Origin of the sequence: Mesorhizobium sp. WSM4904, from assembly GCF_029674545.1 — a bacterium.
Taxonomy (GTDB): Bacteria; Pseudomonadota; Alphaproteobacteria; order Rhizobiales; family Rhizobiaceae; genus Mesorhizobium.
Genome location: NZ_CP121354.1, coordinates 1,139,875 through 1,154,492 on the forward strand (window position 1 = coordinate 1,139,875; position 14,618 = coordinate 1,154,492).

12 protein-coding genes are annotated in these 14,618 nt (G+C 64.6%); 5 read left to right on the plus strand and 7 right to left on the minus strand.

Annotated features, from left to right (window positions below):
• Positions 1–411: 411 nt before the first annotated feature.
• The gene (locus QAZ47_RS05425) at positions 412–1,680 is read left to right on the plus strand and encodes a cyclopropane-fatty-acyl-phospholipid synthase family protein (protein ID WP_278232774.1); all 1,269 of its coding nucleotides are present in this window, start codon (positions 412–414) and stop codon (positions 1,678–1,680) included.
• A gap of 14 nt (positions 1,681–1,694) precedes the next feature.
• Here the strand turns inward: QAZ47_RS05425 and QAZ47_RS05430 are convergent, their stop codons facing one another.
• Together QAZ47_RS05430 and acs are read right to left on the minus strand one after the other, a co-directional pair.
• Positions 1,695–2,444: an MOSC domain-containing protein gene (locus QAZ47_RS05430; RefSeq protein ID WP_278232775.1), complete on the minus strand. Its 750-nt coding sequence runs from the start codon at positions 2,442–2,444 to the stop codon at positions 1,695–1,697.
• On the minus strand, positions 2,444–4,399 hold the full coding sequence (gene acs / locus QAZ47_RS05435) for an acetate--CoA ligase (protein WP_278232776.1): 1,956 nt from the start codon (positions 4,397–4,399) through the stop codon (positions 2,444–2,446). The genes QAZ47_RS05430 and acs overlap by 1 nt, the downstream gene beginning before the upstream one ends.
• 309 nt (positions 4,400–4,708) lie before the next feature.
• Between acs and QAZ47_RS05440 the strand changes: the two genes are divergently transcribed.
• Complete coding sequence (locus QAZ47_RS05440; RefSeq protein WP_278075915.1) at positions 4,709–4,981, plus strand: usg protein; 273 nt, start codon at positions 4,709–4,711, stop codon at positions 4,979–4,981.
• A gap of 301 nt (positions 4,982–5,282) precedes the next feature.
• Here QAZ47_RS05440 and QAZ47_RS05445 read toward each other — a convergent pair whose 3' ends face one another.
• On the minus strand, positions 5,283–6,317 hold the full coding sequence (locus QAZ47_RS05445; RefSeq protein ID WP_278232777.1) for an aldo/keto reductase: 1,035 nt from the start codon (positions 6,315–6,317) through the stop codon (positions 5,283–5,285).
• 50 nt (positions 6,318–6,367) lie between these two features.
• Positions 6,368–7,552: an MFS transporter gene (locus QAZ47_RS05450; protein WP_278232778.1), complete on the minus strand. Its 1,185-nt coding sequence runs from the start codon at positions 7,550–7,552 to the stop codon at positions 6,368–6,370.
• Positions 7,553–7,675: 123 nt separating this feature from the next.
• Between QAZ47_RS05450 and QAZ47_RS05455 the strand changes: the two genes are divergently transcribed.
• The gene (locus tag QAZ47_RS05455) at positions 7,676–8,581 is read left to right on the plus strand and encodes a LysR family transcriptional regulator (protein WP_278232779.1); all 906 of its coding nucleotides are present in this window, start codon (positions 7,676–7,678) and stop codon (positions 8,579–8,581) included.
• 49 nt (positions 8,582–8,630) lie between these two features.
• On the opposite strand, the gene QAZ47_RS05460 is transcribed toward QAZ47_RS05455, so the two are convergent.
• The 3 genes from QAZ47_RS05460 to QAZ47_RS05470 all read right to left on the minus strand — a co-directional run bounded on the left by QAZ47_RS05460 (position 8,631) and on the right by QAZ47_RS05470 (position 11,100).
• A complete protein-coding gene (locus QAZ47_RS05460) occupies positions 8,631–9,680 on the minus strand; it encodes an aldo/keto reductase (protein WP_278232780.1) in 1,050 nt (349 codons plus the stop codon).
• Positions 9,681–9,839: 159 nt separating this feature from the next.
• A complete protein-coding gene (locus tag QAZ47_RS05465; protein WP_278205992.1) occupies positions 9,840–10,241 on the minus strand; it encodes a hypothetical protein in 402 nt (133 codons plus the stop codon).
• Positions 10,242–10,434: 193 nt separating this feature from the next.
• Complete coding sequence (locus QAZ47_RS05470) at positions 10,435–11,100, minus strand: YggS family pyridoxal phosphate-dependent enzyme (RefSeq protein WP_278232781.1); 666 nt, start codon at positions 11,098–11,100, stop codon at positions 10,435–10,437.
• Between the two features lie 146 nt (positions 11,101–11,246).
• On the opposite strand from QAZ47_RS05470, the gene leuS reads away from it, so the two are divergent.
• Both leuS and lptE read left to right on the plus strand, forming a co-directional pair.
• A complete protein-coding gene (gene leuS, locus QAZ47_RS05475) occupies positions 11,247–13,874 on the plus strand; it encodes a leucine--tRNA ligase (RefSeq protein ID WP_278232782.1) in 2,628 nt (875 codons plus the stop codon).
• Positions 13,861–14,439 carry an LPS assembly lipoprotein LptE gene (lptE, locus tag QAZ47_RS05480; RefSeq protein WP_278232783.1) on the plus strand — a complete coding sequence of 193 codons (579 nt, stop codon included), beginning with the start codon at positions 13,861–13,863 and terminating at the stop codon, positions 14,437–14,439. The genes leuS and lptE overlap by 14 nt, the downstream gene beginning before the upstream one ends.
• Positions 14,440–14,618: the final 179 nt, after the last annotated feature.

A 14,618-nucleotide genomic window follows, 5' to 3' on the forward strand; every position in this document is an offset into this window, starting at 1 on the left:
CTTAGGCGAGCGCAGATCAGCTACCAAAGGAAAAGGCCGCCGCTTCTTGACGAAGCCGGCGGCCTTCCGTGTTTCCGTCCATGACGCGGCTCATGGCGACGACCCCATCGGGTCACCTGCCGCGCGTCTCGCGCCTTAACGGGAAGACTGCTTCCCGGAAGTGCAATCCGCTGAGCTCACGTTATGGAAAACGAAATCACTCGACATCGGATCACCTCCTTTCGATTGGTTGAACACGGCCCAGAGAATGGGGTGCGTCGCGGCAAATGACAAGGTGCCGTTACGGAATGGCCAGATGGGAAATGCTCGCAGTAGTGCATTTGCGCAACAGATCGGGATTGCGGTGCCAAGGCCAATTGGACAACAGTGCCTCCAGGCTAGCGAATGTATTCGACGCATCGGGAGGTGGGAATGAATGCCGCCGACAGGGCAGCGCGGATCGTGCGAACGGTGGTCGAGACGCTGAAGCCGGGCTTTGCGGTCAGGCTGTGGACCGGCGAGCGGATCGGCCCCGCCGACGGTCCGGTGCTCGCCATCAACGATCAGGACATCGTCTGGCAGCTGGTTCGCCGGCCGACCTTCTCGACGCTGGTCGAGATGTGGATCTCTAAGACCGTGGATATCGAAGGGGGCACGCTGTTCGATTTCTACGCCCTGCCCTCGCAGGGCAAGCTCAAGACGAAGCTCAGATCATTGCCCAAGCTCGCGATCCTGCGCGACCTGCCAAGCGTGCTGTTTTCGCGCAAGCAGATGACGGCGCGCGGCGATCTTTCCGGGCGCAACCCCTATGTCAGCGGGTCGAACAAGGAGGCGATCCAGCATCACTACGACATCTCGAATGCCTTCTACCGGCTCTTCCTCGACGAGCGCATGGTCTACAGCTGCGGCTATTTTACAGATTTCGCCAACGGCATCGACCAGGCGCAGGTCGACAAGCTCGACCATATCTGCCGCAAGCTCAGGCTGAAGCCTGGCGAAAAACTGCTCGACATCGGCTGCGGCTGGGGCGCGATGCTCATCCATGCGGTGAAGAATTACGGCGTCGTCGGCCACGGTGTCTCGCTGTCGCAAGCCCAGACAGACCTTGCCCGCGAGCGCATTCGCGCCGAGGGGCTGGAGGATCGCATCACCATCGAGATAAAGTCTTATGCCGAGCTCTCCGGCACTTTCGACAAGATATCGTCGATCGGCATGTTCGAGCATCTGGGACTTGCCAACCACGCGGCCTACTTCTCGGCGGTCCACCGCTTGCTGAAGCCCGGCGGCGTCTACCTGCATCATGCCATCACCAGGCGCAGCAAGGGCGACATCAGGAAGACGCTGCGCAAGGGGCCGGAATACAAGGCGCTGATCAAATACATCTTTCCTGGCGGCGAGCTCGACACGATCGGCATGACGCTCGGCAATCTCGAGGCGCATGGCTTCCTCGTCCATGATGTCGAGAACCTGCGCGAGCATTATCAGCGCACCTGCCGCCTGTGGGCGGAGCGTCTCCATGCGCGCTTCGACGAGGCGATCGCCGAGGTCGGCGAGGCGAAGGCGCGGCTCTGGCTGCTCTATCTCACCGGCTGCTCGATCGCCTTCGAGCGCGCCTCGGCGCAGGTTTTCCAGACCGTCGCTACAAAACGCGCGCGTGGTCCGAGCGGGCTGCCGCAGACGCGGGCGGATCTCTATCGGTAGGACGAGGCAACCGATCAGACGAAGCGCATCGGCGCGCCGATCTCGACGCGCGCCGGCCGGTCGACGGTGCAATAGACGCCGATATTGTGGGCGTTGTAGCGGACCAGGTTGCGCAGGATGCCCGGATCGTTGTCGAAGCCGTCCTGGGCGATGATGGTGAAGCCGCAGCGGCGGCAGGGCTCCGAGACGGTGAGCAGAAGATCGCCGATCGCGAGCTTGCGCCCGATCCATTCGGTCTCCGGGAAGGAGCCTTCGACAGGGTCCATATCGACGACGATGTTGGGGCGGAAACGGCGCGGATCGGCCACGCCTTGCGGATGCAGCGCCTTCAGCCGCGCCAGCGAGGCGGTGGTCAGCAGGTGGATCGGCGCCCTGGTGTAACGCTCGACGGTCAGTGGGCCGGAATAGCTGGGGGCCGCGTTCTCGCGGAAATAAGGCCGGATCGAGGCTTCGAAGCCGAGGAAAGCGGAAACGACGCGGTCGCTTTCAGGGTCCGGCGCCGGCAGCCAGTCGCCGCCGGGCACGGCCACCTCAAGCTCGCGATCTTCGGTCAGCCGGGTGCGGATCAGCGGCACCTTGTGCCATTTCGGCCCGCGGTCCGGCCGGGCGATTTCATTGTCGGAAGCATCGACCAGGCCGAACAGCCGATCGCCGTCGACGCTCGATGTGCCGACGGAGATCGCGTCCAGCCGCTCGCCGGCGAGCGAGCTCGCGGGATAGCGCCAGAGCTGGCTGACCGTGCCGAGTGCCGCCTGAGCGTTCATCAGGCCCTTTTGTTCTGCCGGTTGGCGACGAGATCGTCGACGACGGCCGGGTCGGCCAATGTCGAGGTGTCGCCGAGCGCGCCGTAATCGTCCTCGGCGATCTTGCGCAGGATGCGGCGCATGATCTTGCCCGAGCGGGTCTTGGGCAGGCCCGGCGCGAACTGGATCTTGTCCGGCGTGGCGATGGCGCCGATCTCCTTGCGGACGTGGGCGACAAGCTCCTTGCGCAGATCCTCGCTCGATGTGCTGCCGGCCATCAGCGTGACGTAGCAGTAGATACCTTGCCCCTTGATGTCGTGCGGATAGCCGACGACCGCGGCTTCCGAGACCAGGTCGTGGCTGACCAGCGCGGACTCCACTTCCGCCGTGCCCATGCGATGGCCGGAGACGTTGATGACGTCGTCGACGCGGCCGGTGATCCAGTAATAGCCGTCTTCGTCGCGGCGGCAGCCGTCGCCGGTGAAGTACTTGCCCTTGTAGGTCGAAAAGTAAGTCTGCACGAAGCGGTCGTGATCGCCATAGACCGTGCGCATCATGCCGGGCCATGCATCGATGATGCAGAGATTGCCGTCGGCCGCCCCTTCGAGCACCTTGCCGTCGCCGTCGACCAGCTGCGGCCTGACGCCGAAGAACGGCCGCGTCGCCGACCCGGCCTTGAGGTCGGTGGCGCCCGGCAGCGGCGTGATCAGGATGCCGCCGGTCTCGGTCTGCCACCAGGTGTCGACGATTGGCAATTTGGCGTTGCCGATGACGTTGTAGTACCACTCCCAGGCTTCCGGATTGATCGGCTCACCGACGGTACCAAGCACGCGCAGCGACTTGCGCGAGGTCTTCTTCACATGGCCGTCGCCGGCGCCCATCAGCGCGCGCAGCGCCGTCGGCGCGGTGTAGAAGATGTTGACCTGATGCTTGTCGACGACTTCCCAGAAGCGCGACTGCGACGGGTAGTTCGGCACGCCCTCGAACATCAACGTCGTGGCGCCGTTGGCCAAAGGCCCATAGACGATGTAGCTGTGGCCGGTGACCCAGCCGACATCGGCGGTGCACCAGTAGATGTCGCCGTCATGGTAATCGAAGACATATTGGTGGGTCATCGAGACGTAGACGAGATAGCCGGCGGTGGTGTGCAGCACGCCCTTCGGCTTGCCTGTCGAGCCAGAGGTGTAAAGGATGAACAGCGGATCCTCCGCCTTCATCTTCTCCGGCTTGCAGTCCGCCTTAACGGTCGCGGCTTCGTCGTGGTACCAGACGTCGCGGCCCGGCACCCAGCCGGTCTTGCCGCCGGTGCGGCGCACGACCACCACCTTCTCGACCTTGGTGCCGGCCTTGGCCGCGATGTCGATCGCCTTGTCGGTGTTGTCCTTCAGCGGGATCGGCTTGCCGCCGCGCAGGCCCTCGTCCGCAGTGACGACGACGGTCGACTTGCAGTCGTCGATGCGCCCGGCGAGAGCGTCGGGCGAGAAGCCGCCGAAGACGACAGAGTGGATGGCGCCGATACGCGTGCAGGCAAGCATCGCATAAGCCGTTTCCGGGATCATCGGCATGTAGATGGTGACGCGGTCGCCCTTCTTGACGCCGTGCTTCTTCAGCACGTTGGCAAAGCGGCAGACATGCGCATAAAGCTCGTTATAGGTGATCTTGCGGTCATCGTAAGGGTTGTCGCCCTCCCAGATGATGGCGGTCTGGTTGCCGCGCTTCTTGAGATGCCGGTCGATGCAGTTATAGGAAACATTGGTCTGGCCGTCCTCGAACCACTTGATCGAGACCTTGCCATCGAAGGAAGTGTTCTTGACCTTGGTGAAGGGCTTGAACCAGTCGATGCGCTTGCCGTGCTTGCCCCAGAACTTGTCCGGGTTCTTCACGCTGTCGGCGTACCATTTGAGATAGGTGTCGTTGTCGATCAGCGCGTTCTTCTTCCACGCCGGCTGGACGCGGTGGACATGGACATCGGACATTTTTCAGCTTTCCTCCAGAACCGTTCCGCCGGCTTGAAGTGCCGGCGGTATCGCGGCGAAGCGGCCGCGAATTCGCCGGCATTATTAACAGTTCCGCCGTGACGGCAATATTAGACGTTGGATTCGCGCGGCGGGATGACGCAGGGGCAAGTCCAAACGCCTGTTAGCACTCTCGCTCCAGGGCTGCTAACCGCTTGTTTTTCCGATGGAAAACTTGGGTCAGATGTGCGAAAATCAATAGACAGTTAAGCAACCGAGCGCAGAATCGGAGATCGGGAGGAAAGGAGATCGAGCCTTAAGGGGGCTGCCATGCATGACCATTCCGAAATGGATCTGATGCTCAGGGGCTATGGGCTGACCACGGCCAAGATCCTCTACCATTTTCCCGATCACCCGCATTTGCTGCAAAGCTTCATCTGGCAGGACTACGACATCGCGCCGCAATTTCCGGTGCTGATCCGCTTCATCGAATTCTGGAAGACCAAGCTCGACGGCCCGCTGCATTCGGTGACCTACACGCACCAGAAGCTGATCGCGCCGAACGAGTGGCGGAAGGTGGACGGGGAGTTCGTGCTGCATTGAGGCGTCGCCGAGGTTCTCTGGACGTCGAGCGATTGGCGGAAACGCCCATCACTTCGTCATCCACGGGCGGAGCAAGGAGCGAAGCGACGCGGCGCAGACCCGAGGATCCATTCCGTGACTTCGAAGCGTTGCGGCGATCCAGAATTTTGCTCCGCCGCGCTCTACGATCGCGATAACGGAATGGATCCTCGGGTCTTCGCGACGCCGCTTCGCGGCTGCTCCGCCCGTGGATGACGAAGTTCGGAGGCTGCGGCTAATCCCGTATGCTCACGATCGCCCTGATAGGACGTTCGCGACTCACTCACACCGCCGGCGGGTTCAGGCGGGCGAAGCCCTCTTGGCGGCGATAGGGAAAGTAAGGATAGGGCGCAGTCACCGCGCTCGCTTCATCGAGCGCCTTCATCTGTTCCGGCGACAACGTCCAGCCGACGGCGCCGAGATTTTGCCGCAACTGCTCCTCGTTGCGCGCGCCGATGATCACCGACGACACGGTCGGCCGCTGTAGCAGCCAGTTGATCGCGACCTGCGGCACGGTCTTGCCAGCTTCGGCGGCGACGGTTTCGAGCGCGTCGACCACGCGATAGAGATGCCCGTCCTCGACGGGCGGGCCGAAGCTTGCCGTGTCGTGCAGCCGGCTCGTTTTCGGCAGCGGTTGGCCGCGACGGATCTTGCCGGTCAGCCGGCCCCAGCCGAGCGGACTCCACACAAGGGCGCCGACGCCCTGATCAAGGCCGAGCGGCATCAGTTCCCATTCATAGTCGCGACCGACCAGCGAGTAGTAGACCTGATGCGCGGCATAGCGCGGATAGCCATGCTTTTCCGCCAGGCCGAGCGATTTCATCACCTGCCAGCCGGAGAAATTGGAGACGCCGACATAGCGCAGCTTGCCCGCGCGAACGAGGTCGCCCAGCGTCGCCAGCACCTCCTCGATCGGCGTCGCGGCGTCGAAGGCATGGAGCTGAAGCAAGTCGATATAATCGGTGCCGAGGCGCTTCAGCGCCGCGTCGACGGAGCGGATCAGCCGTGAGCGCGACGAGCCCCAATCGGCCGGGCCGTCGCCCATCGGCAGCGCGGTCTTGGTCGAGATCAGCACCGCGTCGCGGCGGCCCTTGATCGCTTCGCCCAGCACCTCCTCCGAGGCGCCATTCGAATAGACGTCGGCCGTGTCGAAGAGGGTGACGCCTGCTTCCAGGCAGATGTCGACCAGCCGGCGCGCCTCCTTAGCGTCGCTGTTACCCCAATGGCCGAACAGCGGCCCGGAGCCGCCGAAGGTTCCGGCGCCGAAGGAAAGCGCCGGCACTTTCAGGCCGGATGCGCCGAGACGTCGATAGTCCATGGTTTTGCTCCTTGTCCAAAATTGTAATGCCGAGGGCGGATCTGGGCTGGTCAGCACTGGGCCAGCGCCGGCGAACCGATCGCGCGGCGCTCGAGGCGAAGGGCCAGGAACACGACGGCAATCGCCGCGAGCGGCACCAGGCCCGCGACAAGGGTGACGGCGCCGAGGCCGGGGCCGTGGTCGATGACGAAGCCGCCGAGCCAGGCGCCGATCGCATTGCCGAGGTTGAAGGCGGCGATGTTGAAGGACGAGGCGAGGCCCTGGCCAGCGCCCCTGGCCTTGTCCAGCACCCACATCTGCAGCGGGGCGACGGTGGCGAAGGCGGCCGCGCCCAGCAGGCCGACGGCGATGATTGCCGCGAGCGGCTGATGGATCGCGGCGGTCATGACGAACAGCACGGCCGAGAGCGCGACCAGCGTGCCGATGACGGTCGGCACGAGACGCCGGTCGGCGAGGCGCCCGCCAAGCAGGTTGCCGGCGACCAGCCCGCCGCCGAAGACGAGCAGGATCGGCGACACGGCGGCTTCGGAAAAGCCGCTGATCCGGGTTAGGATCGGCGCCAGATAGGTGAAGGCGGCAAAGACGCCGACCCAGCTCAGCACCGTGGTCAGCAGGCCGAGCAGCACGGGCCGGCGGCCAAGCACGGCAAGCGCGCCTTCGGAACCTTCCTCCGGGTCGGCCGCGGCCGGCTCGTCATGCGGCACCAGCAGCGCGATCACGGCAACGGCGATGACGCCGACCAGTGTGACGGCGAGGAAGGCCGAGCGCCAGCCATAGGCTTGCCCGAGCCAGGTGCCGAACGGCACGCCGAGGATGTTGGCGACGGTAAGGCCGGTGAACATCAGCGCGATGGCCGAAGCCTTCCGGTTGGGCGCGACGAGGCTGGTGGCGACGACCGAGCCGACACCAAAGAAGGAGGCATGGGCGAAAGCGGTCAGCACACGCGCCGCCATCAGCGTCCAGTAGTCGGGCGCCAGCGCGCAGGCGAGGTTGCCGACGGTGAAGACCACCATCAGGGCAAGCAGCAGCGTCTTCTTCGACAGGCGGCCGGTAAGCGCGCCAAGCAACGGCGCGCCGACGACGACGCCCAGCGCATAGCCGGAGATCAGCATGCCCGCGGCCGAGATCGAGACGCCGAGATCGGCGCTGACGTCGAGCAGCAGGCCCATGATGACGAATTCGGTGACACCGATGCCGAAGGCACCGGCGGTGAGGGCATAGAGAGCAAGAGGCATGGCGATGGTCCGATTGGTCGGAAAGAGGACGCTCAATCCCGCGCCCCGACCGGGAACATCGTGATCCTCGAAGCTGTGAACCAGCCTTGCATCAGGCACATTTTCTGTGAAATAGATTCACGAATGGCGAGGCCCGAAATCAACCGTTCCGGCGAGATCGAGGTGTTCGTCCGCGTCGTCGAGGCGGGCAGCTTCTCGGCCGCGGCGCGCGCGCTGCGCATGACGCCGTCAGCGGTGAGCAAGCTGATCGCGCGGCTGGAGGCGCGGCTTGGCGCGCGACTTCTCAGCCGCTCGACGCGGCGGCTGCAGCTGACCCCGGAAGGGGTGGCCTTCCACGACAGCGGCGTGCGGATCCTCGCCGATATGGATGCGGCGGAACGCGAAGCGGCGGCGGGTGCGGCGCCGCGCGGCAGGCTGAGGGTCAATTCCTATGTGCCGTTCGGCCAGCACCGGCTGATGGCGCTGCTGCCGCGTTTCCTGGAAAAGTACCCCGAGATTTTCGTCGAAGTCGTGCTGACCGACAGTGTCATCGACCTTCTGGAAGAGCGTGCCGACGTCGCCATCCGCGCCGGGCCGCTGCGCGAGTCACGCCTGGTGGCGCGCAAGCTCGGCCAGAGCCGGATGGTGCTGGTCGCGTCGCCTGCCTATCTCGAAGCGCGCGGCACGCCACGCGCATTGTCCGACCTCGCCCGCCACAACATGCTGGCCTTCGGCTTTGCCAGGCACATCGAAGGTTGGCCCTTTGTCGATGCGACAGGCAGATCGATCATCATGCCGATCGTCGGAAACATGTCGCTGACCGACGGCGAAGCGATGCGGCGAACGACGTTGGCAGGAGCCGGTATAGCGCGGCTGGCGCGCTGGCATGTCGAACCCGACATCGCCGCCGGGTTGCTCGTGCCGTTGCTGGAGGAGTTCAATCCCGGCGACGAGGAGCCGACGCACGCGGTCTATGTCGGCCAGGGCAAGCATCTGCCGGCCAGGGTGCGGGCTTTTCTTGATTTTCTTGCCGAGGCCGTGCGTCTCTGAAAACATCAAAGAGCCGCGCGCCACAGGGCACGCGGCGCTTCAAAGCTGGTTACGCCTTCGGCACGAAGGGCGCCGGACGCCGGCCGGCGCCCTGCCGTTCCAGCATCCAGCCGGGATATTCGGAAGGCAGCGCGCTGACCTCGTCGAGCCTAGCCAGATCTTCGGCATCGAGCATCAACCCGGTGGCGGCGAGGTTCTGTTCGAGCTGGTCCATGCGGCTGGCGCCGATGAGGACGCTCATCACGAAGGGCTTGGCCAGCACGTAGCCCAGCGCCACCGTGGCGACGCTGACATCGTGCTTCCTGGCGATCTCGCGCATGACGGCGACCGCCGCCCAGGCGCGGTCCTCGTTGACCGGCGGGAAGTTGAAACTGGCGCGGCGGCCTTCGCCATTGCCCGGCGCGCCGGGGCCATATTTGCCGGAGAGCAGCCCGCCGGCCATCGGCGACCAGACCATCAGGCCGAGCTTCTCTTCATTGAGCAACGGCACGATCTCGCGCTCGAGATCGCGGCCGGCGATCGAGTAGTAGGACTGCACCGTCTCGAAACGGGCATAGTCCTTGCGCTCGGCGATGCCGAGGGCCTTGGCGATGCGCCAAGCCTGCCAGTTGGAGACGCCGACGTAACGCACCTTGCCGCTGGCGACGAGGTCGTCGAGCGCGCGCAGCGTCTCGTCGATCGGCGTCACGGTATCGGTGCCGTGCAGCTGGTAGAGGTCGATATGGTCGGTCTGCAGCCGCTCGAGGCTGCCGTCGATCGAATCCATGATGTGGCCGCGCGAGGAGCCGCGCTGGTTAGGTCCTTCGCCCATGACGCCATGCACCTTGGTGGCGATGATGACGTCCGAGCGCTTGACGCCGAGATCGTTGAGTGACTGGCCGAGAAGCCGCTCCGACTGGCCGAAAGAGTAGACGTCCGCAGTGTCGAAGAAATTGATGCCTGCGGCGATCGAGCGACCGACGATCTCGTTGACGCCTTTCTGGTCGAGGCTGGCGATCAAGCCCCATTGAGCATTCTCGCCGGCGGCGCCGAAGGTCATCGTGCCGAGGCAGAGTTCGGAGACGAACAGGCCGGTGTTGCCGAGCTGGTTGTAGCGCATGGTGAGATTTCCCCGAAAGAAGGATTGGGTATGTCTGAACGACAGGTTTGTCTGAATGACACGAGGGAAATAGGAACGGCCCGTTTCGTTTCAAGCGCCGGGGCTACGAAATCGCCCCGCTGACGGGCTCGGTAACGAGATCGTGACGAATAGAGTGGCTCAGCTTTCCACGAGAGCAAGGATCGCGAACAGCGTCATGCCGAATGCGACGGCGGCAAGCGGCAGGAGAATTTCAATCGTCGCGGTGCTGGCTTTCACCGGATGATCGCTCGTATCGAACTCGCCTGCGATCCAGTCGGGGAAAGTCTTGACCTTGCCGGGACGGCTGAGCCGGTGATGGCGCCAGACGCGGGCGGCGATTGCCGGCAGCGCGACCGACATCACGATGAAACCGGTGACGACGAAAAGCAGATATTCGTCATAGCCGCCGGCGAAGCCGATCCACGCCGACAGCGCATAGCAGGCCGCAAGCCCCATCATGGCATAATACACCCATCGGTGCAGTCCGCGGGAGGCCTGCCGGTCTTGTGTGATTTCCTGGTCGTGGCGTGTGACAGTCATCGGAGCCTCCTTTGACTTGAGGAGCCACGCGCTCGGTCCTTTATCCGCACCTAGTGAGGTGACATGGCGCGACAATGCGGTGGTATGACGCGCCTGCTATAACCCGTTGTTGCTCAACGGAATTTCGGGTGGAAACCGCCATACATTCCCAGAGCTGGAAGGCCGAGCCGCCCCCCTCCCGTCCGAGAGATGCTCAGGGCCGCCCGCCGAAGATCGCCGTGCCGACCCTGACGCTGGTCGCGCCCAAGGCGATCGCGGTCTCGTAATCGCCGGACATGCCCATCGAGAGTTTTGCGACGCCGGCTTCTCGGGCGATCTTTTCCAAAAGCGCGAAATGCGGGCCGGGATTCTCGTCCGCCGGCGGAATGCACATCAACCCTTCGATGGCGAGGCCGTGCACGTCGCGGCAGCGCTTGACGAAGGCGACGGCCTCGCGTGGCTCGATGCCGGCCTTTTGCGGTTCGGAGCCGGTGTTGACCTGGACGTAGAGCTTTGGCGTGCGACCTTGCCTGGCAATCTCCTTGGCAAGCTCGGCGGCGATCTTCTCGCGGTCGACCGTCTCGATGACATCGAAAAGCGCCACCGCTTCCTTGGCCTTGTTGGACTGCAGCGGTCCGATCAGGTGCAGCTCGATATCGGGAAAGGCTTCTCTCAGCTCCGGCCATTTGGCTTGGGCTTCCTGCACGCGGTTCTCGCCGAAGACCCGCTGGCCCGCCTCGATCACGGGGCGAATATCTTCGGCCGCAAAGGTCTTCGACACCGCGACCAGCGTGACGGCGCCGGCCTCGCGCCCGGCCCCGCGCTCGGCATTCACGATCCTCGCCTTGACGGCGAGAAGCTGTTCGACGGCACTCGTCATGCCCATATCCTGCCTATAGTTTAGCGCCAACGCCGGATCGCCACAGTTGACGGGTCCGGCAATCCATGGTGAACACCGCGACGACATTGTCTAGGCTGCCGGCCTTGTCCGGCGCCGCACAGCCGCTTTTAAGTGAAAAACACCCGATGGCAACCGAACGATACAATCCGCGCACGTCAGAGCCCAAATGGCAGAAGGCCTGGGCCGAAAAGAAGCTGTTCGAGGCCAGGAACGACGACCCGAAGCCGAAATACTACGTGCTCGAGATGTTCCCCTATCCGTCGGGGAAGATCCATATCGGCCACACCCGCAACTACACGATGGGCGACGTCGTGGCGCGCTACAAGCGGGCCAAGGGTTTCAACGTGCTGCACCCGATGGGCTGGGATGCCTTCGGCATGCCGGCTGAGAACGCGGCGATGCAGAACAAGGTCCATCCGAAGGACTGGACCTACGAGAACATCGCCGTCATGCGCGAGCAGCTCAAGATGATGGGCCTGTCGCTCGACTGGGCGCGCGAGTTCGCCACCTGCGACGTCGACTACTACCACCGCCAGCAGATGCTGTTCCTCGACTTCGTCGAGAAAGGGCTGGTGACGCGCAAGTCCTCCAAGGTCAACTGGGACCCTGAGGACATGACGGTGCTCGCCAACGAGCAGGTCATCGACGGCCGCGGCTGGCGCTCGGGCGCGCTGGTCGAGCAGCGCGAGCTGACGCAATGGTTCTTCAAGATCACCGACTATGCGCAGGACCTGCTGGAGTCGCTCGACCGCCTCGACGAGTGGCCGGAAAAGGTCAAGCTGATGCAGCACAACTGGATCGGCCGCTCGGAAGGTCTGCTGATCCGCTGGCCGCTGGCCGCTCCGGTTGGCGACATGCACGAGCTGGAAGTCTACACGACCAGGCCGGACACGATCTTCGGCGCCTCCTTCATGGCGGTCGCCGCCGACCATCCGCTGGCCAAAAAAGCCGCCGAGAACAATCCGGCGCTCGCCAAGTTCATCGACGAGGTCCGCCACATGGGCACCTCGGTGGCGGCGCTCGAGACGGCCGAGAAGAAAGGCTTCGACACCGGCATCCGCGTCGTCCATCCCTTCGACGACAGCTGGACGCTGCCCGTCTATGTCGCCAATTTCGTGCTGATGGAATACGGCACCGGCGCCATCTTCGGCTGTCCGTCGGGCGATCAGCGCGACCTCGACTTCGCCAACAAATACGGCCTGCCGGTGATCCCGGTGGTGATGCCGGAAGGCGAAAATCAGGGAAGCTTCCAGATCATCGAGGAGGCCTATGACGGCGACGGCGTGATGATCAATTCGCGCTTCCTCGACGGCATGAAGCCGGAGCGGGCCTTCGACGAGGTGGCCAAGCTGCTCGAGCAGAAGACGATCGGCGGCCGGCCGATGGCGGAGCGCAAGGTAAATTTCCGCCTGCGCGACTGGGGCATCTCGCGCCAGCGCTACTGGGGCTGCCCGATCCCGATGATCCATTGCGAAGCCTGCGGCGTGGTGCCGGTGCCGAAGGCCGACCTGCCGGTCCGGCTGCCCGACGACATCGAGTTCGACCGTCCGGGCAATCCGCTCGACCGCCATCCGACATGGCGGCATGTGAAGTGTCCGCAATGCGGCCGGGACGCGCGGCGCGAGACCGACACGATGGACACCTTCGTCGACTCGTCGTGGTATTTCGCCCGCTTCACCGCGCCGTGGGCCAACGAGCCGACCGAGCCGAAGGCGGCCGACGAATGGCTGGCGGTCGACCAGTATATCGGTGGCATCGAGCACGCGATCCTGCACCTGCTCTATTCGCGCTTCTTCACCCGCGCCATGCGCGAGACCGGGCATCTCAACCTCGCCGAGCCGTTCAAGGGCCTGTTCACCCAAGGGATGGTGGTGCACGAGACCTATCGTGTCGGCGGCTCGTCGACCAATGGGCGCTGGCTGTCGCCGGGCGAGGTCAGGATCGAGGATGTGGGCGGCAAGCGGCGCGCCGTCGAGATCGCGACCGGCGAGGAGGCGACGATCGGCGCGCTCGAGAAAATGTCGAAGTCGAAGAAGAACACGGTGAGCCCGGAAGAGATCACCGACGGCTACGGCGCCGACACAGCGCGCTGGTTCATGCTGTCGGACTCGCCGCCGGAGCGCGACGTCGAATGGACGGACGAGGGTGCCGCCGGCGCTCATCGCTTCGTGCAGCGCGTCTGGCGCCTGGTGCAGATCGCGGCCGAGCAGCTCGCCGGCGTGAAGCCGGCCGCGGCGAAGGACGGCGAGGCGGGCGCCGTCTCCAAGGCGGCGCACAAGATCCTGAAGGCGATCGGCGAGGACATCGAGAAGCTCGGCTTCAACCGGGCTATCGCGCGCATCTACGAGCTTGCGAACGCGCTGACCACGCCGCTCAACGATGTCGCCGAGGGCAAGGCGGACGCGGCGCTGAAAGCCGCCTGCCGCGAGGCCGTCGAGATCCTGGTGCACGTGATCGCGCCGGTGATGCCGCATCTGGCCGAGGAATGCTGGGAGGCGCTGGGCGGCACCGACATGGTCGCCGAACGGCCGTGGCCGGTCTACGATCCGGCTCTGGTCGTCGACAACGAGATCGTGCTGCCGGTGCAGGTCAACGGCAAGAAGCGCGGGGATTTGACAATTGCCCGCGACGCGGATCAAGGTGCCGTCGAACAAGCGGTGCTGGCTCTCGACTTCGTGCAAAAAGCGCTCGATGGCAAGGCCCCGCGCAAGGTGATCATCGTCCCGCAGAGGATCGTCAATGTCGTTGCCTGATCCAGAAAAGTCACAGGCGGCGCGTTTGCTGCGCCGCGCGGCTATCGGCGGCCTGGTCGCCTCGCTGGCGCTGGTCTCGGCCTGCACGGTCCGGCCGCTCTATTCCAGCGCGCCGCTTACCGTCGGCTCGCAGGCCGGCGCCGCTGCCGAGCTGGCATCGATCTCGATCAAGCCTGTCAGCACGCGTTACGGCCAGCAGGTGCGCAACAATCTGATCTTCGCCTTCGGCCAGGGCTCGGGCGAGCCGGCATCGCCTGCCTACACGCTGGATCTCGGCGTCAGCGAGCTGGTCGAATCGGCGGCCATCGTCCAGGTGCAGACCGAAGAGGACGAGCCGACGGCAGGCACCGTGACGCTCACCGCCAATTATGTCCTGCGTGATTCGGCGACCGGCACGGTGGTCGCGGTCGGCAAGCGCTCGATCCCGTCATCCTTCGATCGGCCGCGCCAGGAATTCGCGGCCTACCGGGCGCAGATCGACGCCGAGAACCGCGCCGCCCGCGAGCTCGCCGATCTGCTGCGCCTGGCGATCGCCCAGGATCTGGCCAAGCACGGCAAGGCCTAGTTCCTCGAGGACACAGGGATTTTGAAAGATTGCAGGCTTGTCGACGGGCTTTCACCGTTCGTCTCGGTGGAATCAGCGCAAGCGCTGGAGATTAGCTGAAGCCGCCCCAACCTCGTCAATCCCAGGGCGAAGCAGGAGCGTAAGCTCCGTCGCGGAGACCCTGGGATCCATGCCGTTAC